This window comes from Paenibacillus sp. MAHUQ-63 (genome assembly GCF_028765165.1).
Lineage (GTDB): Bacteria > Bacillota > Bacilli > Paenibacillales > NBRC-103111 > Paenibacillus_E.
Genome location: NZ_JARADB010000002.1, coordinates 392,416 through 414,022 on the forward strand (window position 1 = coordinate 392,416; position 21,607 = coordinate 414,022).

General features: G+C 53.4%; 15 protein-coding genes. All 15 read left to right on the forward strand.

Annotated features, from left to right (window positions below):
* Positions 1-26 precede the first annotated feature (26 nt).
* The 15 genes from PUT07_RS09935 (at position 27) to PUT07_RS10005 (ending at position 21,591) form a co-directional block, all read left to right on the forward strand.
* Positions 27-950, forward strand: coding sequence for a nucleoside hydrolase (locus tag PUT07_RS09935; protein WP_274467796.1), 924 nt, complete (start codon positions 27-29; stop codon positions 948-950).
* A gap of 1,240 nt (positions 951-2,190) precedes the next feature.
* Positions 2,191-3,546 carry an ABC transporter substrate-binding protein gene (locus PUT07_RS09940; protein ID WP_274467797.1) on the forward strand — a complete coding sequence of 452 codons (1,356 nt, stop codon included), beginning with the start codon at positions 2,191-2,193 and terminating at the stop codon, positions 3,544-3,546.
* Between the two features lie 83 nt (positions 3,547-3,629).
* Positions 3,630-4,586, forward strand: a complete 957-nt coding sequence (locus PUT07_RS09945) for a carbohydrate ABC transporter permease (protein ID WP_274467798.1) — start codon at positions 3,630-3,632, stop codon at positions 4,584-4,586.
* Positions 4,583-5,464 carry a carbohydrate ABC transporter permease gene (locus PUT07_RS09950; protein ID WP_274467799.1) on the forward strand — a complete coding sequence of 294 codons (882 nt, stop codon included), beginning with the start codon at positions 4,583-4,585 and terminating at the stop codon, positions 5,462-5,464. The genes PUT07_RS09945 and PUT07_RS09950 overlap by 4 nt, the downstream gene beginning before the upstream one ends.
* A gap of 33 nt (positions 5,465-5,497) precedes the next feature.
* Positions 5,498-6,415 carry a class II fructose-bisphosphate aldolase gene (locus tag PUT07_RS09955; RefSeq protein WP_274467800.1) on the forward strand — a complete coding sequence of 306 codons (918 nt, stop codon included), beginning with the start codon at positions 5,498-5,500 and terminating at the stop codon, positions 6,413-6,415.
* Between the two features lie 35 nt (positions 6,416-6,450).
* Complete coding sequence (locus PUT07_RS09960; protein ID WP_274467801.1) at positions 6,451-7,176, forward strand: MBL fold metallo-hydrolase; 726 nt, start codon at positions 6,451-6,453, stop codon at positions 7,174-7,176.
* A 33-nt stretch (positions 7,177-7,209) separates the two neighbouring features.
* The gene (locus PUT07_RS09965; protein ID WP_274467802.1) at positions 7,210-9,645 is read left to right on the forward strand and encodes an alpha-mannosidase; all 2,436 of its coding nucleotides are present in this window, start codon (positions 7,210-7,212) and stop codon (positions 9,643-9,645) included.
* A 22-nt stretch (positions 9,646-9,667) separates the two neighbouring features.
* Complete coding sequence (locus PUT07_RS09970; protein WP_274467803.1) at positions 9,668-12,268, forward strand: glycoside hydrolase family 2 protein; 2,601 nt, start codon at positions 9,668-9,670, stop codon at positions 12,266-12,268.
* Between the two features lie 177 nt (positions 12,269-12,445).
* Positions 12,446-13,249, forward strand: coding sequence for a DeoR/GlpR family DNA-binding transcription regulator (locus PUT07_RS09975; RefSeq protein WP_274467804.1), 804 nt, complete (start codon positions 12,446-12,448; stop codon positions 13,247-13,249).
* A 756-nt stretch (positions 13,250-14,005) separates the two neighbouring features.
* Positions 14,006-15,007, forward strand: a complete 1,002-nt coding sequence (locus tag PUT07_RS09980; RefSeq protein WP_274467805.1) for a LacI family DNA-binding transcriptional regulator — start codon at positions 14,006-14,008, stop codon at positions 15,005-15,007.
* Positions 15,008-15,023: 16 nt separating this feature from the next.
* Positions 15,024-15,896: a carbohydrate ABC transporter permease gene (locus PUT07_RS09985; RefSeq protein ID WP_274467806.1), complete on the forward strand. Its 873-nt coding sequence runs from the start codon at positions 15,024-15,026 to the stop codon at positions 15,894-15,896.
* A gap of 14 nt (positions 15,897-15,910) precedes the next feature.
* Positions 15,911-16,762, forward strand: a complete 852-nt coding sequence (locus tag PUT07_RS09990; RefSeq protein ID WP_274467807.1) for a carbohydrate ABC transporter permease — start codon at positions 15,911-15,913, stop codon at positions 16,760-16,762.
* Positions 16,763-16,917: 155 nt separating this feature from the next.
* Complete coding sequence (locus tag PUT07_RS09995) at positions 16,918-18,222, forward strand: ABC transporter substrate-binding protein (protein WP_274467808.1); 1,305 nt, start codon at positions 16,918-16,920, stop codon at positions 18,220-18,222.
* Between the two features lie 70 nt (positions 18,223-18,292).
* Complete coding sequence (locus tag PUT07_RS10000) at positions 18,293-19,564, forward strand: amidohydrolase family protein (protein WP_274467809.1); 1,272 nt, start codon at positions 18,293-18,295, stop codon at positions 19,562-19,564.
* Entirely contained in the window at positions 19,561-21,591 is a 2,031-nt protein-coding gene (locus tag PUT07_RS10005; protein WP_274467810.1) for a hypothetical protein, read from the forward strand. The genes PUT07_RS10000 and PUT07_RS10005 overlap by 4 nt, the downstream gene beginning before the upstream one ends.
* Positions 21,592-21,607 lie beyond the last annotated feature (16 nt).

Consider the following 21,607-nt stretch of genomic DNA (forward strand, 5'->3'; position numbering starts at 1 on the left):
GTCATGACAAGGGAGGCTGTTGTGAAATGATTTCTTATCCGAACTTATCGCAAAGTAAATTGCTGGAGCGTTTGTCCCGTCCCGATCCAGGCCGTCAACTCCGCATGGTGCTGGACACGGATACCTTCAATGAAATTGATGACCAATTCGCGGTCGTCTATGCGTTGAAATCGCCGGAAAAGCTGCGGATCGAAGCATTCTATGCGGCGCCGTTCCATAATGAATTGTCAGAGGGACCCGAGGACGGCATGGAGAAAAGCTACCAAGAGCTGTTGAAGATCGCGGCGCTTCTCCCGGAGATGTCAGGCATCCCGGTTTACCGGGGGTCGACAGCTTATTTGGCGGGGCCGGAAGCTCCGCAGAAGAGCGCTGCGGCCTTGAATCTCGTGGAACGGGCGATGGCTTCGCCTGACGATGACCCGCTCTATGTCGTAGCTATCGGCGCTATCACGAATGTGGCATCCGCCATATTGTTGGAGCCCCGCATCATCGAGAAAATCGTCGTCGTCTGGCTGGGCGGGCATTCGCTGCAGTGGCCGGATACGAGGGAGTTCAACCTGGCGCAGGACTTGCATGCTTCTCGAACCGTGTTGAATTGCGGCGTTCCACTCGTGCTGATTCCTTGCATGGGTGTCACCTCACACCTGCTGACTACACTGCCGGAAGTACGCGAGTTCGTGAAGGACAAGGGAGAGATCGGCAACTATTTGTATGAAACGTACGAAGGTTGTGCCGATGACCATTTCGCTTATTCCCGCGTCATCTGGGATATCGCTACGATCGCCTACCTGATCGATGAAAGCTGGCTGCCCAATGAGCTGGTGCACAGTCCCATTTTATCGGAGGATTTCCGGTACAGCTTCGACGCTTCCCGGCATTTTATCCGCTATGTCCATTTCGTCCGGCGGGACCGGGTGTTTAAGGATTTGTTTCAAAAGCTGGCGAAGTGAAACCTCAACCAGGAGCAGCAGGCGCTGCCGCATGAAGCGCGATGCTTCGTTGATCGGCAGCGCGCTAAGCAGACGCGGATCATCGGCAGCCCGGCCGGTGCTGCGCGTTGTTGCTCCGACGCATGAAGGGGGGCGTGGCGTGGCTTCGTCCTGTAGGCGGGGGCGTAGCTTCGTCATCTATATGATTTTTCGAATACAAAAAGAGATAACCGGCCAGAAGCATATGATTTTTCATATAGAATCGAGCGAGTAGGGACTGACACCTGACAATTTTGAGTTTCCATGTGAACCAGCTGCGAAGCACAACGCGCGACTGGCACTGAGCGTTATAGCGCTGTCTTCTCGCCAGTAAGAAAGTAACAATCCCCGATTATTCACCTCACATCTGCCATTGCAGAGCGTAACTTCACCAAACACCAACGACACTATCACCACCCAAGTAGCTAATCTCCCAATGTTACACAAAAAACAACAATTGCAGCTTCCCGCAGCCCGGAACACAGTAGAATAGCCAGAACGCAGTAGGACAGGCCAATTGCAGATACCACAGAAGTCCCATATGGAGCACAAAGCCCCGAGGTCGGCCCCCCCTAGATAGCAGTCGCTCCCCTCAGATCCCTCCCTAGCCGGAGCGGAGTAGAACAGCCGGAAAACAGTAGGACAGACCAATTGCAGATACCACAGAAAGTCCCATAAGAAGCACAGAGCCCCGGAGTCGGTCCCCCCTAGATACTAATCGCTCTCCTCAAATCTCTCCCCAGTCCGGAACGGAGTACAGCCGAAACGCAGTAGGACAGGCCAATTGCAGATACCACAGAAAGTCCCATATGGAGCACAAAGCCCCGGAGTCGGTCCCCCTAGATAGCCATCGCTCCCCTCAGATCCCGCCCGCAACCCGGATTCAGTAAACCACCGTATTAGTCACTTAAGGGGGCAGCAGCATAGGTAGCGCGAGTGTAACTACCGCTCTCGATTTGTGTCGGATTATCTAGTATATACGCGGTTTCTTGAGGGTTGTTCGCATCAATACCACAACAACTCATATGTAAGCGCTTAAGATTTTGTTGACATCTGAGGGATTGTGGGTAATATATAGCTATAGGCTTCATGAAGCCACATTGGAAGCGTTTAACTTTGTGGGGTTCTAAACTTCTGTTGTGGGATCCGTCATCCATGATGTGGAGTTGATCCGTATGTGGCATTAGGTGTCTAACCATTTTATTAGGGGGAATGAAACCGTATGAAGAGAGCAAACAAGTCCATGTTGGTTCTAATGAGTACAGCGCTTACAACCGGGATCGTGTTGACGGCATGCAGCTCGAACCAAAGCCAAAGCCCGAGCGCAAGCGCAGGCGCAACGACGGCAGCTCCGGCTGCGAGTACAGCCGCAGAGAAACCGAAGGGCAAAGTGACATTGGATTTCTGGACGCACTGGGGTTCAACGACACGCCGTCCGATCATTGAGAAGATTATTAGCGATTTCAATGCATCTCAAGACCGCATCACGGTGAAACACACTTTCCTGCCATACGGAGACGGTTGGACGAAAGAGCTTGCGGCCATCGCAGCAGGCAATCCGCCTGATGTTATCATTCACGATATTTCGCAAGTCGCACAGCGCGCAAGCAAAAAGCAAGTCACGAACCTAACGCCTTACCTGGCCAAGGATAATATTCAAGACCGCTTCTTCCCGAACTTATATAATGCTATGAAATACAAAGACGAAGTATATGCGCTGCCATTCGTAACGGACACACGCGTATTGTTCTACAACAAAGCGATATTCAAGGAAGCGGGACTGGATCCGGAGAAGCCGCCGAAAACTTGGGCTGAACTCGAAGAGTACGCCAAGAAAATCGATAAGATCAACAATGGCAAAATCGAGCGCTTAGGTTATCACCCGCGTTTGGCAGGCGGTCAGGATATTTTCCTGAACAATGCCGATGGCGGCAGACCTTGGTTGGATGACAAAGGCATTTATATCAACTCGCCGAACCGCATCGCCGCTCTGGAATGGTATAACAGCTGGGATGCCCGCCTAGGCAAAAAAGAAGTCGATGCCTTCAAAGCAAGCTTCGGCAGCAAAACGAACGATCCGCTGATCGCCGGCAAGCTGGCAATGAAAATCGATGCGGGCACGTTCTGGACACAAATTCGCGACTTTGCCCCTAAGAAAGAGGATTTCGGCATCGCGCCAATGCCTGAGTTCAAAGAGGGAAGCGGCAACTGGAGCATCGGCGGCGGCTTTACGATCGAAATCCCGTACGGTGCCAAGCATCCCGAAGAAAGCTGGGAGTTCATGAAGTATATGACGGATGTGGATGCGCAGAAGTATTGGGCTCAGTTCAATTTTGATAACGTTTCCAATATTAAAGCGTCCAATGATCCGGATTTGATTAAGGATCCCGTATACAAATTCACAGTCGATAACTTGAAATCCACTGTACTTGCACCGGTTCCCGTCGCAGCGCCTGATTTCTTAAATCTGGTGAACCCGCAGATCGATGAAGCGATCCTGGGCAAGCAGTCTGCCAAGGACGCGCTCGACAAAGCGCAGAAAGCGGTCGAGGACCTCGTCAAGTCAAATACGAAATAGGCTGAAGTCACAAGGGTGGAGCAGGTAGGATTACTTCTCCGCCCTTTCCTTATAGCTGAAGACTACATTTAGGAGGGACAACTGTGAATCCCCAATTGATGGAAGAGAAGGCTGCCCAGCCAAGAAAAAGAAAATGGTCGCTGGAGAAAAGGGAAGCGCTTGAGGGCTACGGCTTCGTGGCTCCGTGGTTTATCGGATTTCTGATTTTTACGGCAGGGCCTCTATTGTTCTCTTTGTACGCCAGCTTTACGAACTATGACATTACCTCCCGTATGGACTTTATCGGGCTTGATAACTATAAACGCATGTTCACGGAGGATCCGCTGTTCTGGAAATCGCTCCGAAATACCCTGTACTACGTAGCCCTTGCCGTACCTTTATCCACGATGGGCTCGGTGGTTCTGGCTGTACTGCTCAATGTGAAAATCCCCGGTATGCGCTGGTTCCGGACGATCTACTATCTCCCGACCGTCTTGTCCGGTGTAGCTGTTTATATGCTTTGGATGATGCTGCTCAATCCGGATTCCGGTCTCGTTAACACGGTGCTCGGTTGGGTTGGCATCGAAGGCCCGTCCTGGCTGACGGATCCGGCATGGACGAAGAATGCGATCATTATGATGAAAATGTGGGCGGTCGGCGGAGGCATGCTGCTGTTTCTGGCAGCGCTGCAGGGCGTGTCCGATCATCTGTACGAAGCCGCCGAGATCGACGGCGCTTCCAGCCTTCGCAAGCTGTGGCACATCACGGTGCCGATGATCACGCCGGTCATTTTCTTCGATGTCATTACAAGTTTGATCAGCGGATTCCAAATTTTCCAGGAAGGCTATGTAATGGCCGACGATCCTGGGGCACCGGGCTCCCCGGCGAACTCGCTTTTATTTTTCAATCTGCACATGTTCCTGAAAGCTTTCAAAATTTTCGATATGGGATACGCCATGGCGATGGCTTGGTTCCTGTTCGTTATCGCCATTATCGTGACGATCATTAACATGGTGATGTCCAAGTACTGGGTTCACTATGAAGGAGGAGATTCCCGATGACGGTTGCCGCAGCAGCTCCCAAAAAATCTTACTACCAGAGCCGCAGAACGAAGCAGAGAATATCGAAATGGGTAGTAACGCTCATCTTGATTGCAGGCAGCTTGTCCTTCCTCATGCCGTTCTGGTGGATGATTCAAACTTCCTTGAAATCGCTTACGGAAGTTGTTACGTATCCTCCGACCTGGTTTCCGAAGAAATTCGAATGGTCCAATTATAGAGAAGCCTGGCAAGCGGGCAACTTCGCCAAATATTCGGCGAACTCGCTGCTCATCGCCTTAGTTGCGGTATGCGCCCATGTCATTTCGAACTCATTCATCGCTTACGGCTTCGCAAAGATCAAGTTTCCCGGCAAAGGGCTGCTGTTCTCCATCATTTTGGGGACGATGATCATCCCGGGCTTCGTGACGCTAATTCCTCAGTATATTTTGTTCTCGAAATTGCACTGGGTCGGGACTTATTTGCCGCTTGTCGTTCCAGGCTTTTTCGGAAGCGCGTTTCACATATTTTTGATTCGCCAATTTTATTTGGGCATCCCGAATGATTTGGTTGAAGCTGCCAAAATTGACGGCGCCAACCACCTCTACATCTGGCGCTCCATTATGCTCCCGCTTGCCAAGCCTGCGCTTGCGACGGTCGCCATCGGGACTTTCACCGGAGCATGGAACGATTTCCTCGGACCGCTGTTGTATGTGAACGATGAGTCCAAATACACGCTGCAGCTCGGCCTGCAGGCTTTCAAGGTCAGCTCGGGCGTGAGCCAATGGCATTTGCTGATGGCGGGCTCGGTGATGGTGATGATTCCGGTTATTGCGATTTTCTTTATATTCCAGAGATATTTCATTGAAGGCATGAACATTAGCGCGGGCACCAAGGGTTAACGCGACAAACAACCGAGTTAAGGAGAGATAACGATGACAGCTGGATTAAGACCGAAAAATGTACTTACTTTGAAACAAGCCTTGGAGGTTGCCGAGAAATACGGCTTCGCGATCGGGTCGTTTTCCCCGAGATATACGCCTATGATTACCCCGGTGCTGCGGGCGGCGGAAAAGATGAAATCGCCTGCGATCGTGCAGATTTCGCATAAAGAATTGGTGCGTTACGGGATTACGCCGAAAGAGTTTGCGGATGAATTTTATGCCAAAGTGGCGGAGGAAGGCATCACGGTACCGCTCGTACTGCATCTTGATCATACGAAAGAGCTGGAGACGATTGCAGAAGCGATTGCAGCCGGCTTCACGTCGGTCATGATCGACGCTTCCGAGAAAAACTTGGAGGATAATATCGCGATATCCAGAGAGGTTGCCGAATATGCGAAGGCCCGCGGCGTCTCCGTGGAAGCGGAGCTCGGCATGATCGGTACGACCGATTTCGTGGAGACGGATAAGGACGAAGAGCTGTACACCGATCCGCAGGAAGCCCGCCGCTTCGTGGATGAAACGGGCATAGATGCGCTGGCGGTATCCTGCGGCACTGCGCACGGCGTGTACATGGTCCGGCAGCCGAAGATCGATGTTGAGCGGCTGCAGGCGATCCGCTCGCTCACGCCGGTCCATCTCGTGCTGCACGGCGGCTCCGGTGTGCCGGCTGAAATGATGGCCGGTGCGATTCGTCTTCCCGGCGGCGGGGTGAGCAAAGTGAACATTGCCACGGATCTCGAGCTTGCCTTCTTAGGGGCTATCGGCCGGGAGGAGCGGCTGACGAACGCCGAATGCCAAGCATTGGAAGCCTCGCAGCTGGAACAGGGCAGAAGTGCCGTGGAAAAGACGGTTATCGATAAAATTAGCCATTTCCTCAGCAGCAAAGATCAAGCGAAGCAATTCGCTTAAGCAAAACGGAGCGGGGTGGGCGGAGGTGAGGCAGCATGGCGCAAGCCGTTAAATTATTGGAACATTTCTATGCCGTCAGCGGTGACAAAATTACGCATCCGTGGGATGCGAGCGCCTATCTGATTACAGGAGACGAGCCGGTGCTGATTGATTGCGGCGGCGCGGACGGTTATCCGGCCTTGAAGCGCAATCTCGCAGAGCTCGGTCTGCAGCCGCGGCAAATCACGAAGGTGATCGCTACGCATGGCCACTGGGATCATGTATCCGGCTTCGCGCCGCTCGCCGAGGAAAGCGATGCGGAGCTGTGGATACATGAGAACGACAGGGAGCAGGTGGAGCAAGGCGACTATGACCGCACGGGGGCTTTCCTGTACGGCAAACCCTTTCCTCCCGTGAAGGTGCACCGCACGCTGGTCCATGGCGAGACGCTGGCGGCGGGCGGGTTCCGCCTTGAAGTCATTCACACCCCCGGGCATTCTCCGGGGAGTGTCTGCTTCCTGCTCACAGGCGGTGCGCACAAAGTGCTTGTTGCCGGCGATACGTTATGGGGCGGCTATCATGACAGGGTCAGATCCGATTTGGAAGCGTGGCAAGCTTCGCTCGATCTGCTGCTGACGCACGATTTCGAGCTGATGACCTTCGGCCATTTGCCGCCGACCCTCGTGTACGATGCCAAGAAGAAAGTAGCGGAAGCGCGCAAGCAGCTTGGCGTGTATTTCACCCCTTGGTTTAAACCGATGTACGAGACCTTTCAGTACTAATTCTTGTAAATAGGTGAAAAGGCAGGTAGAGGCATGAAACAGAAAAAACTGTATATGATCGGCAACGCGCATCTCGATCCGGTATGGCTGTGGCAGTGGCAGGAAGGCTTTCAGGAGACGAAAGCGACGTTCCGTTCGGCGCTTGACCGGATGAAGGAGTATGACGATTTCATCTTCACGTCCAGCTCCGCGGCGAACTACGAATGGGTGGAGAACAACGACCCCAAGATGTTCGAGGAGATCAAGGAGCGCGTGAAGGAAGGCCGCTGGCAGATCGTCGGCGGCTGGTGGATCCAGCCGGACTGCAACATTCCGGGCGGGGAGTCTTTTGTCCGTCAAGGCTTGTACGGTCAGCGGTATTTCCAAGAGAAATTGGGCGTCACCGCCAAGGTCGGCTATAACGTCGACAGCTTCGGACATCACGGCATGCTGCCGCAAATTTTGCGTAAAAGCGGGATGCCTTATTACATTTTCATGCGTCCGATGCCGAATGAGAAAGGCTTGCCGGGGCGGCTGTTCCACTGGGAATCGGATGACGGCAGCCGGGTGTTGACGTACCGGATTCCGTTCGAATACTGCACATGGGGCAAAGACCTGGAGAAGCATGTCCGGCGCTGCATGGAAGAGCTGAAGGATCCGTTCGGCAACCTGATGGTGTTCTACGGCGTAGGCAACCATGGCGGCGGACCGACGAAGGAGAATATCAACAGCATTAAGCGCATGGACGCGCTGCCTGAGTTTCCGCGGCTGGAGATGTCGGGGCCAAATGCCTACTTTGCCGACATGGAAGCTCTGCAATTGCCCGTTCCGGTCGTGCACGACGATTTGCAGCATCATGCCAGCGGCTGCTACGCCGTTCATTCCGGCATTAAGCATTGGAACCGCCAAGCGGAGAACACCTTGATGACGGCGGAGAAATGGTCTTCGTTCGCCCAAATGGTCACCGGCCAGCCATATCCGCTCGACTATCACCGGGCATGGAAAAATGTGTTGTTCAACCAATTCCATGATATTCTCGCCGGAACCAGCCTGGAAGCGGCTTATAACGATGCGCGGAACATGCACGGCGAAGCGATGTCGATCGCGGAACGCGGCTTGAATTATGCCATTCAATCGCTCTCTTGGAGCATCGGGATCGAGCAGGAAGAAGGCTTGAAGCCGGTCGTCGTCTTCAACCCGCATGCCTGGGACAGCCGCATTAACGTGGAGCTGGAGATCGGCGGCATGAAGGAGACGGCCATCGTGACGGATGAGACCGGCAAGCAGATTCCGTTCCAGCTGGTGCAGTCGCAAGCGACATCCGGAGGCCGCTACAGGTTGAGCTTTATCGCCGAGCTTCCGGCGATGGGCTACCGCGTGTATAAGGTGCTGACGGCTTCGCAGCAGCCGAAATTAGCCGTACAAGGGATCAAAGCAAACGATTATGCGCTCGAGAACGACCGCTTCCGGGTGGAGTTCGATCCGAAAACGGGCTTCATCGCCAGCTTATTCGATAAAAAGGTGCAGTACGAGGTGTTCCGCGGTCCTGCGGCCCGACCTGTCGTCATCGAAGACAAGTCGGATACATGGAGTCATAATGTGTTTCACTTCCAGCAGAAGATCGGCGACTTCCTCGCGACAAGCGTACAGCGCGTAGAGCACGGTCCGGTCAAATCGGTCATCCGCGTGATGAGCGAATACGGCAGATCGACGTTGGTGCAAGATTTTACGCTGTATAAGGAATTGGATTATATCGATGTCAAAGTGACTGTAGACTGGCGCGAACAGTTCAAAATGCTGAAGCTCGTATTCCCGATTAATCTGGTCTTCACGAAGCAGACGTATGAAATTCCGTACGGCTTCAAAGAACGGGAGCATAACGGTGAGGAAGAACCGGGGCAAAGCTGGGTCGATTACGGCGGCATTACGCGGGATATCGGTGAACATGGCGGCACCTCCTATGGTGTCTCCCTCATGAACGACGCCAAATACAGCTACAGTATAATGAACAAAGAGCTGGCTTTGACGGTGCTCCGCAGCCCGATCTTCGCGCATCATGATCCGCTCGTTCCCGAGCCGCACGGTCATTACTCGTTCATTGATCAAGGGATCCAAACGTTTCATTACAGGCTGCTGCCCCACCAAGGAAGCTGGGAGCAGGCCGGGACTGTGAAGCGCGCTCTTGAGCTGAATCAGCGTCCGACGATGATTATCGAGTCCTACCATGAAGGCGAGCTGCCGCAGAAGGATTCTTTCTTAAGCGTTGACCGGGACAACATTATTGTGACGGTGGTCAAAAAAGCCGAGGAAGGCAGCGACCTGATCGTCCGCGCTTATGAAACGACGCGCGAAACAACGCAGGCCGTCATCCGTCTGCCGCGGCTGAACCGCGAGATCGCAGCGCAGTTCGGCCCCTGCGAGATCAAAACGTTCCGCATACCCGCCGACCCCGGCTTGCCGGTAACGGAAACGGATCTGATCGAATGGTAGGGCGGTGGCTAGGATGAATGCGATGCGAATCGATTTAAACGGCAGCGACTGGCTGTTCAAGGATTTCTTGGGCGAAGACTGGGTATGGCGAAACGCGGAGAAGCCGGACACCAAGGATTCCCGCTGGTGGAGGAAAGGGACGGTTCCGGGAACCGTCCTCTACGACCTTTGGCACAACGGGGAGGTCGCGGATCCTTATTATGAAAGGAACAGTCTGCTCGCGGAGTGGGTGCCGGAACGCACCTGGGTATATAAGAAATGGTTCGATATCGACGGTGCCTTAAAAGGAAGCCGGGTGCAGTTGCATGTCAAGGGGGTTGATCATGAAGCTCAGTTTTTCTTGAACGGCTTGCGGATCGGCCATCATAAAGGCATGTTCACGGCCGCGGTATTCGATGTGACCGACGCTCTCGAATACGGTGCGGCGAATCTGCTCGCTGTCGTCATTGAGAAAGCGCCCGACGAGCAGCCGCAGGTCAGCAAGACGAGCTACGTGCGCGAGCATAAAAGCCGCATGACGTACTGGTGGGATTTCTGTCCGCGCATGATTCATCAAGGCATCTGGGACGATGCGTATTTGGATGTAACCGGCGGAATCCGAATTGAGGATGTCCATGTGAAGACGGAGCTGTCCGATGGTTATCAGACGGCGGATCTATCGATTGCGGCCAAATTATCTGCGAGCCTGCCAGGAGAGGTGCGCGTAGAGACGCGCATTGTTCATGAAGGGGAAACCGTATTCGCTTCGGTGAATGAATACCGCCTTCAAGAAGGGGAAACTGAGCTCGCGTTAGCCGTGAAGCTTAAAGAGCCTCGGCTGTGGCAGCCTAACGGATCAGGGGAAGCGCATTTGTACCACGTTCTAATGGAGGTATATGACAAAGAAGCGGCGCCGGAAGGAAACGGACATTTCCCGCTAAGCGCTTCAGAGGCGATCACCTTCGGCATCCGCAAGGTGGCGTGGCAACGCAACGAGACGCCGGATGCCTCGGCGAGACCTTATGTGATGACCGTTAATGGCCGGCGGACGTACATCAAAGGCTGGAATTGGGTGCCGATGGACGTGATGTACGGCAGGCCGCAGCCAGAGAAGCTGGAGCGGCTGCTGACGCTGGCCCGGGCAGCCGGCGTCAATATGCTGCGGGTATGGGGCGGAGGCCTCATCGAGAAGGATGCTTTCTACGAGCTGTGCGACCGCTTCGGCATTATGGTGTGGCAGGAGTTCATCCAGTCCTCCTCAGGCATAGCGAATAAGCCGAGCGAAGAGCCGGCATTCGTCGAGATGATGGCGCGGGAGGCGGAAAGCATCGTGCCGCGCAAACGCAATCATCCTTCGCTCGTCCTCTGGTGCGGCGGCAACGAGCTGCAGGATGGCGAGGGCCGGCCGCTTGACGATACCGAGCCGGTGCTCGGGGCGCTTCGCGGCGTTGTCGAGCGGCTGCATCCGGGCGCCTTGTGGCTGCCGACATCGCCGAGCGGAAGATGCTTCCTGAACAGTCTGGAAGCGATCGAGCAAGATCCGGAAGGACAGCACGATGTGCACGGGCCTTGGGAATATCAGGGGCTGACGGAGCACTATACGCTGTACAATCAAGGCACCTCGCTCTTGCACAGCGAGTTCGGCGTTGAAGGTATGACGCATCTGAAGACGCTGAATCATACTGTGCGTGCAGACAACCAATGGCCGGCAACGAGGGATAATCCGGTCTATTTCCACCGCGGATCCTGGTGGAATAACGAAGGCATGATCCAGCGCTCCTTCGGACATGCGCTGACCGAACCCGCTGCGCTGATTCGCGCCAGCCAGCTGCTGCAAGCCGAGGGATTGCGCTATGCCGTGGAATCCAACATCCGGCGGATGTGGCAAAACAGCGGCACGCTGCCGTGGCAGTTCAACGAGCCTTATCCGAACGCCTACTGCACTTCCGCGCTTGATTACTACACGCTGCCGAAGCCTGCGTATTACGCTGTGGCCAGAGCCTATCGCCCCGTCTATGTGTCGGCCAGCTTCAGCCGAATGGCTTGGGAAGGGCAGCAGGCTTTCAAGGCGGAGCTGTGGGGCGTCCAGACGCTTAGTCACAGGACCGGCAAGCTTGTCACGCATTGGAGCGTGACCGGCGCGAGCGGGAACGTTTATGCCGAGGGGAGCTGGCAGGGAGATTTGGAACCAGGCCATGTGAAAAGGTTGGGGGTCATGGAATTGCCGCTCAGCAAGCTGACGGAAGATGTGTTCTTCCTTCGGGTGCAGCTCGCGCAAGAAGATGAGGCCGGAGCTCATGAGCTCGTTAGCGACAGCTGCTATCCTTTTAGCAGGAAAGCGGACTTGACGCCTTATCTGGAGCTGCCTCAGACGCACCTGCAAGCGGAGCGAATACAGTCCGGAGAGGAACCGGGGACTGACTGGCTGGTGCGGATCACGAATACAGGCGCACATGCCGCATTCGATGTGCAGTTGACGGATGCACGTCCTATTCTGGAGGCCGGGTTTGTTTATTTGTCCGACAATGCGTTTCCTATATTCCCTGGCGAAAGCAAGCTGATCCGCGTAACCTGGAGCGCTGTTGCCGAAACGAGCAGACAGCTGGAGCTTACCGCCTGGAACAGCGCCGTGCAGCATTTGTAAAGCTGTTCTATTGACAACTTTTCGAAGAAAAGCGATAGTAGAAACTGCATCTAACGGGAACTATGGACGTATCAACGTACTTTTGACTGAAGCCAAGCAAATCCCCAATCAGAAGTCCCTTTCTGATACGGAAACTAATAGGTGAGAAGGTATTCGAGACAGAGAGGGGGACCAGAGATGATCGCCATACACCGCAGAACCAAAATAAGAGAAATGCTCTTCCAGGAGCGCAGCGTCAAGGTTGCTGAACTGGTGAAGGAGTTCGGCGTATCGGAAGAAACGATCCGCCGGGATTTGAATCAGCTGGAGCAGGAAGGCATCATTCAGAAAAATTATGGCGGTGCCATCCTGCTCGAAGAATTGCAGAGCGGCGCACAAGCGATCCCGCCGGTCGAGCAGCGGAGGTTTCAATATTATGAGGAGAAGGATGCGATCGGCAAGCTGGCCGCATCCCTCGTGGAAGGCCGGCAAATCGTCATCCTCGATTCCGGTTCGACGACGTGGTGCATTGCCCGCCATCTGCGCTCCGTTCAGGACCTGATGGTCGTGACCAACGGGCTGGATGTGGCGGAGGAGAGCAGCCAGAATGAGGATGCGTCTGTCTTCGTCATCGGCGGCAAGCTCATCAAGAAGTCGAGAAGCCTTGTCGGCCCGCAGGCCGAGCTGGAGCTGCAGAAGTATAACGCAGACTTCTCGTTCCTGGGCGCTTCGGGCATCTCCATGCGGAAGGGCTTCACAAGCTCGGATCTGTATGAAGCCGAGGTGAAGCGGGCGATGATTGCCGCGGGACAGAAGATTGTCATCGTGGCCGATCACACGAAGTTCGAGCGCGGCGGGCTCATTTCCTTCGCGAGCTTTCAGGATGTGGATATTCTGGTTACGAGCGACTTGGTGGAGCCGAGCATGCTCGATGAAATCCGGAATAGCGGGGTTCAGGTCATGGTGTGCCAGGTGAAGCGCGAGATGCAGGGTTTGGAGTAGAAAGTGATGCCAAGAAGTCCCGGAAGCTGTTCGATGCTTCCGGGACTTCTTGGCGTGCTAACGGACACCGATGACCTTATTCGGTGGGAAATGGCTTGTTTTCGAGCGCTAACAGACAGGCGCGCCGTTATTTGCTCTTTACTGGACAGATTCTCCCGAAATTGGCAAATAGGATCCGCTGTGTCCGTTAGAGCCGAAGCGCGGCGGTTTTCGCGAAATAACGTCTGCTGAGTCCGTTAGAAAGAGGAGCCGGGTAAGTTCCAATCGTGCGCGAAATTGAACGTTGACATTCTTCGCGGTAAGCGTTAGCATAGAGATGTGGAAAGCAACGAAACACAAATGGGAACGATCCCAAAAGTTGCAGCAGTTCGTGTATGAGGGTTGTCCTATTTTTTTAGCAGCAAATGGGAACGATCCCACTCCGATTGGATGATCGGCAGAAGCATGGAGAATTCGAAGAGGATTCGGTAATTCCTAGAAGCTGCGTATTTATTTCGGCACACTTGGGAACGATCCCAAATAAGGGAAAGCGTAAATCGCGTCATAATAGACAGTTCCTATTCTTTAAAATGGGAACGTTCCCAAAATAAGCATACGGTGGCGAATCAAACCGCATTTGGGTCAAACCGCGCATGGCGGCGAAGCACACCGAAGCACAACATTGAAATGTAACATTTGAAGAATCCGCATGAAAATTAGAAACCGCAAACAATCGGGATAGCCATGACAGAAACAAATTGAAAAGGGGGCAGGTCCATGGGGCCAACGATACACGATGTGGCCAGGGTAGCGAACACATCGAAGAGCACCGTTTCCAGATATTTGAACGGACAGAAAGTAAAGAAAGAGACGCAAGAGGCGCTGGAGAAAGCGATCCTCGAATTGAACTATCACCGGAATGAAAATGCGAGAAGGCTCGTGATGAGCCGGACGAATACGATCGGTATCGTGGTCGATAACATTTCGAATATTTTCTACTCCGGCATCATTCGCGGCATCGAGGAAGTCGCGAATCGCAAAGGTTATAACTGTATTTTTTACAGTGGAACATCAAACGCTAAACGGGAGGCATCGTTCCTTCATCTGCTTTTCGAAGGTCAGGTAGACGGCATTATTTTGCTCAGCTTCCAGAAGCGTGATCGGAAAGACCTGGAACAAATGCTGGATATGCCATACCCGCTTGCGCTGATCGGCGATCATGGAGAAATGGACGGATTGTTCTCGGTGGACATTGACAACGCCTCGGGCGTGTCGGATCTGGTGACTTACCTGCACGGGTTAGGCCACCGCAAAGTCGCGTATATCTCGGGTCCGCCGCACATGGGACCGATCAAATACAGGTTCAAAGGCTTGGAACAGACGATGAAGGAGCTGCAGATGGAATGCAAGCCGGAATGGATCGTCACCTCGGATTGGAGCAATCAAGGCGGTTACGAGGCCATGAAGGAGCTGCTGAAGCAGGATGGCTATACAGCTGTCATCGCCTCCAACGACGAAACGGCTATTGGCGCGCTGCGCGCGATGCAGGAAGCCGGCATCCAGGTGCCGGAGCAGATGTCGATCGTCGGCTTCGACGATATTACGCAGGCGAGCTGGGTGTATCCGCCGCTCACGACGGTCAAGCAGCCTCTGAAGCAGGTGGGATTGACCGCGGCTGAAGGGCTTTTCGCCCAGATCGAAGGCTTAGATGAGGTTAAGCGAACATCACAATTGTACAAACCGACGCTAATCGTTCGCCAATCATGTACCAAACTGTAGAAAAGGGTTGAGGCCGATGAGTTCCAAAATTAATAAATCGAATTACGGATATCTGTTTGTAGCGCCATTTTTCATAGGCTTCGGTATTTTCGGGCTAATCCCCATCCTATACACGTTCTATTTAAGCTTTACCAAATGGGACGGGTTCACGGACCCGATTTATATCGGAGTTGCCAACTACACGCGGCTGCTGCATGATACGTACTTTTATCAGACGATCGGGAACACGCTCATTATATGGCTGATGTCGATTATACCGCAGTTGACGATTGCGCTCATTCTGGCGATCGTCCTCAATGAGAAATTCATTCGCGGGAAACATTTCTACCGGGCTGTCTACTATTTCCCGCATATTATTACGCCGATCACACTCGGTGTTATGTTCAGTCTCATGTTCGATTGGCAGACCGGCTCAGTCAACAAGGTGCTGATGGACCTTGGCATTGTCGATCAGCCTGTCAACTGGTTCAGCAGTCCTTGGTGGTCCAGAGCGATCGTGTCCGGCGTCATCTGCTGGCAGTATTTCGGCTTCAACTTAATTGTTTTCATCGCAGGTTTGCAATCGATTTCAGACGAGGTCTATGAAGCGGCCAAGATGGACGGCGCCGGCAAATGGAAGAGCACGCTGAACATTACGCTCCCGATGCTGCGTCCGGTATTCTTGTTCACCTTCATCACCTCCGTGATCGGCGGCCTGCAATTATTCGATGCTCCGCTCATGCTAGGCGACGGCCCTAACAACACGACGAGAACGATGGTGATGTATCTGTACCAAACCGCGTTCAAAAATTTCGATTACAGCTATGGCGCAACAGTGGCGTACGGCATTTTCATTGTCGTCATGATTTTGACCGCCATTACGGCTAAGGCATCAAAGCTTAATGAGTAGGAGGTGAGGGTTCTATGGTCGGAACAGAAAAGAAAGCGTTTGATTTTCCGATATTTGCTTTAAAAGTCATAATTTATGCCGTGTTGATTCTCATTGCTCTAACTTGTTTGCTGCCATTCTACAGCATGCTCATCACGTCCACGCATACCAATTCGGACATTGCGCGCAAGCTGCTCTTGCTCCCCGGCAACCAGTTCTTCGCCAATTATGAGCGGCTGATGGATACGGTGAATATATGGCGCGGGCTGGCGAATACCGTCTTCATTACCGTCACCGCGACGATCATCAATGTGTATTTCGCATCTCTGGCGGGGTACGGATTCTCCAAGTACAACTTCAAGTACAAAGGCGTACTGTTCATGATCACGCTCGGAACGATGATGATTCCCGGCCAGCTCGGCATTATCGGTTTCTATAAGCTGATGGACGTTTTCCATATGCTCAATACGTACTATCCGCTTTTGCTGACATCGTTATATAACGCTTTCGGTATTTTCCTGGTCAAGCAGTTCGCCGACAGCTCCGTTCCGACGGAAATCATCGAGTCCGGGCGGATTGACGGGTACGGGGAAGTGCAGATTTTCCACCGCATCATTTTGCCGTTGATGAGTCCGGCGCTTGCGACGCTTGCGATTTTCGCCTTCATTGGCAAATGGAACGATTTCCTCGTGCCGATGATCATCCTGTTCGATGGCGATATGCAGACGCTGCCGGTCATGATCGCGAGCGTAAAATCGCAGTTTTCCTCCGACTTCGGCGCGCAGTATGTCGGGATCGTCATTTCCGTCATTCCGATTCTGGTCTTTTTCTCCTTCATGTCCAAACGAATTATTAGCGGAGTAGCAGCAGGCGCTGTAAAAGGTTGATCGGACGTTGCGCCATTGAGAGGGGGAATGCCTGCACGGTTGAAGGATGCCGGGCCATGCACACCATGCAAAACCATGCAAAACCATGAAAGCCAAGCAAGATCAATCGATGTCATGATGTAAACTAACCAAATACATGTAAGGGGCGAATTGTCTTGAAAGCACACAAATGGACTTCTCTTTTAATGACCATGGTACTTACTACAGGCGTTTTGACAGCATGCGGCACGAAAAAAGATACGAACCAAGCATCCTCACCGGCACCTGCGGCATCCGCGGCGCCAGTCGATCCGGCCAAGCTGTCCGGAACGCTGTCCCTCTGGACGTTCTTCGACGGAACGAAGGGCATTGCGACGGCTTTTGAGAAGAAATACCCGAATGTCAAAGTGGACGTCAAAGTATTCCCAGGCGATCAATACCAAATTAAATTGCTGTCTGCGCTGCAGTCCGGCAAAGATGTACCCGACGTATTGGACCTTGAAAGAAGTTATGTAGGCAAATTCATCGAATCCCCGTTCCTGATGGATTTGACATCGATCGGCGCCAACGATCTGGTGAAAGGCTATATTCCTTATGTATCTGAGCTGGGCAAGTCATCCGACGGCAAAATGAAAGCGATCTCCGACCAATCGTCGCCGGGCGGCTTCTGGTATTTGAAAGAGAACGCCAAGAAATATCTCGGTACGGACGACTCGGCCAAAATCAGCGAAATGGTAAACTCCTATGACAAAATGATCGAGCTCGGCAAGAAGGTGGCGAAAGACAGCGACGGTAAAGTCCATCTGATTGCCAATTCCGGCGATTTGTTCGATATTGCGGGGTACAATACGCAGCCATTCTACTTGAACGGCAAGTTGAACATCGACCCGAAATGGGAGCAAGTGTACAACAGCCAGAAAAACATTCGTGCCAATAACGTAGACGCCAAGCTGCCGTTCATGTCGGCAGGCTGGGGCAACGCCCTGAACGACGGAAGCGTTGTACTGACGGCGATGCCGGCTTGGGCAACGTTCATGATCGGCAACAAGGATAACAAAGCGGCCGGCAAATACGGCGTTGCCAAAACACCGGAGGGCTTCTACAACGGAGGTACGTTCCGCGCCATTTACAGCAAAACGCCAAACAAAGAGATTGCCGCTGAGTTCATCAAGTTCTCGGCCGGCTCCGAATGGCAATCCGCCGATTTGGCGGCTAGAGGGAACATGCCGGCGCTGCAAAGCGTGTACGAGTCCAACTTGGATAAATATACGTCTCCGCTGACCGGCGATCAGAAAGTGCTTCAGCCTTACTACGAAATGATGAAGTCGATGCCGGTTATTAAGTCCGACAAGTATAGCGATTCCATCCTCAGCCTGTGGAGAAAAGTAGCAGGCCAAGGGGTTACCGACAATAAGAGCTATGCGGATGTTGTAACAGCTTTCCAGAAAGAAGTGAAGGCGGCATTCCCAGAGCTTCAATAACAGCATAAACAGAGAAAGCGGCTGCTTCAGGAAGGAGCAGCCGCGTATTTAGAGGGAGAGAGACCAGCTAATGAGCACCCTTCATAATTATGTTAACTCCATCCGCATCATTGACGGTCATGAGCACTTGGCAACACCGCAAATCCGACAAAGAGAAAACCATGATCTATTTTCCTTGCTGCATTATCTGGATTCTGATTTCTACAGTGCCGGGATGCCGGCAGGCGCTCTGGGGAGACAGAGCAGACGAAGCGCGGAGGAGAAAGCCGCCTTATTCATCGAGTATTGGCATAAAGCGAAAAACACCACGTACGCCCGCATGTTCCGCACCGCTATGGAGGATCTGCACGGGTTGACCGAGTGGACCGTTCAAGGGCTTCTGGAAACGAACGAGAAAGTGTGCGCGGCAACAAAAGACCCGAACTGGTATGAGCATGTCATGGTGCAGAAGTCGGGCATCGACTTGGCCTTTACGCTTATTCAAACAACGAACTTGGAATACGATCGTTTCCGTCCCATTATGTTTATGGATTTCACATTTAAACTTCGAACATTGAAGGATATTGCTGCAGTAGAGCGGATGTCTGGCGTTACGGTTCACAGCTTGCGCCATTACTTGGATGCAGTGGATGCCTTATTGCATAAATATGTCCAAGAAGGCATGGTTGCGACCAAATTGGGGCACGCCTATTGGCGATCCTTATCCAGCGGCAAACCGACCTTCTACGAAGCGGAGCTGGCGTTCAACCGGCTGCTCGGATGCAAGCTCGAAGAGTCGCTGTCGCAAGCGGAAACGTTGGCGCTTCAGGATTATTTGATTCATTTTATCATTCAGCGTTCCACCGCTTACGGCCTTCCTATTCAAATTCATACCGGACATCATGAAGTCAGCGTTTCGTCCAACGGCAACACGATTACGAATTCCAACGTAGAATTGCTTATTCCGCTGCTGCTCGAGTATAGCGATGCGAAATTTGTGCTGCTGCACAGCGGCTATCCGTATCATTTGCCCTATTTAAGCATTGTCAAAAATTTTCCTAACGTGTACGCGGATATGACGTGGGTGTATGTCATCTCGCCGACGGCGGCCAAACAAATCATGCATCAATTCGTCGAGATGGTGCCAATGAGCAAAATTCAAGGGTTTGGCGGCGACTATAACCACATCGAGGGCACCTACGCTCACCAGAAGCTGGCTCGTAAAATAGTTGCGGACGTCTTAACGGAGAAGGTGGCGGACGGAGCCCTGGACGAATCCGAGGCAAGGGTGTTCGCCGACCGGATCTTCCGTGACAACCTGATTGACATTTATCAGCTCAAAGGTTTGGAGGAGAAGGGATGAACTGGACAATTTCCGGCAGCGGCTTACAGCAGGAAGGGCGGACCTTCCATATAGCTCATGATCCCTCCGCGGGGCAGGGAAGACTGGCATTTTCCCGCTTGTTGACGGCAACGGCTCGAAGCGGCATGCAAGAAGTCGTACCGGTCAACGGGATTACCGAGACGCCGGACGGCTGGCACCTGACAGGAGACTCGGCTAACTTTCTAGTAAGCGCGAAGTGGCAGCGCAAGAATGACGTGTGCAGCTATGATGAAGTGCTGCTCGACGTTCATTACACAGGTGAGGCCGAATCGGAGATGAATCTGCAGTTCGGCTGCGTATTGGAAGGGACGGGCAAGCCGGATTGGATGATCCCCGGAGCTTTCTATAAGGAAAATCGCTTTGAGAAAAATCTTCGTCCTTATCCGCGTTATGACTTTAACGGCGGCGACCCGCAGCAAATGGTGTCCGATTATTGGTCCTTCCGGGCCGACAGAGCAGCGCTTCCGGCCGTATTCGCCTGGAACGACGGCGTTTGCGGCGCGCTATGCACGGATGAAATGTCGCCGCTCGGTCTTAGCGGCCTCGGCTTCCGGGGCAATGCTTCGGGAACGGAAATATGGCTGAATTTCCCTTACCGGGAAGAGCCGGTCACCTTCATCGGCAGCGCAGTGCCTGCCCCGGCGGACCTGCACATGCATGCGTGGAAGCCCGGGGACAAGGTTCAGCTGCGAATCTATGTGTATGCAGGTCCGCCGGACGCACACAGTTATAATCCGTTCGTCCGGCAAATGTATGCCATTCACCGTGAAGAGCACGGACTCAACCCATGGATGGGACTTGAGCAGGCGGCGGAGCTGACCGCATACGGGCTGTACCAATGGCATTATGATCAAGAGAACGCTATTTTGCGCGAGACGGCTGCCTTCGACCGCGAGTTCAACAACAATGTCAAAGGCATGGGCGACCGTCCGCATATGCATGTCAGCTGGGTTAGCGGCGTTCCCTATGCGTTCGCCTTGCTGACCTACGGACGCCGTCATGGCAACGCCTCCTACGCGGACGCCGGACTCGCGGTATTGGATAAAATCGCATCAGGCCTTGCCCCGAGCGGAACGTTCTGGGCTTCATGGGAGCTGGGGCGCGGCTGGACGGCCGGTTGGAACCCGAAGCGGACGTGGCTGCAGGCTCGAACGGTCTCGGAAGCGACGCTATTCCTGGTGCGGGCGCTAGCCTTCGAGAGGGAGTCAGGGAACCGCCACCCCGAGTGGGAGCGCGCAGCGCTATCCAATCTGCGGTATGCGGCGGAGCATCAGCGCGCTGACGGCAATTTCGGCTCCTACTACGATTGCGAGACGGGCGAAGTGCAGGAATGGGACGGCGCAGGCGGGATGCTGTGGATTGCCGCCCTCTTGGAAGGAGCGGCCTACTTCGGCGAAGAGACGTTCGCGGACAGCGCGGTTCGCGCAGGGGATTACTATGAACGTTTCATCCGCGACGAATATATTTATGGCGCTCCGGAAGACGTGCATTTAACGCCGACCTCCGAAGATGCGTATAATGCGGTCGTTTCCTATGTGCTCTTATACGAGCGGGATCGCAAGCCGCTATGGCTGGAGCTTGCGTCGAGCGCAGCGGATTGGATGATGACCTTCCGCTGGACCTATAACCTGCAGTTTCCGAAGCATTCGCTGCTCACGCAATACGGATACTGCTCCCGCGGAGCCGATCAAGCTTCCGCCTCCAATCAGCACTTGCACAACTACGGCTTGTTCGCCGTACCGGAAATGCTTCGCCTATGGACGTATACGGGCGACGATTATTATTTGGACCGTACACGCGATCACATCGCCTGTTTCTTACAGTTTATTGCGCGGGAGGACGGAGACTTCAATGCTTATAAAGGCATGGTCACCGAGAGATTTTACAATACGAATTGCTTCCAACCTAAGGGCATGATGCTTACGCTGTCCCACTCCTGGTGTATCGGCTTGATTCTATACGCGGCGCAAGCGTCCCTTACTTATGAGAAAGATCTGGCTCTGTAGTAATCGGTTGAAGGGA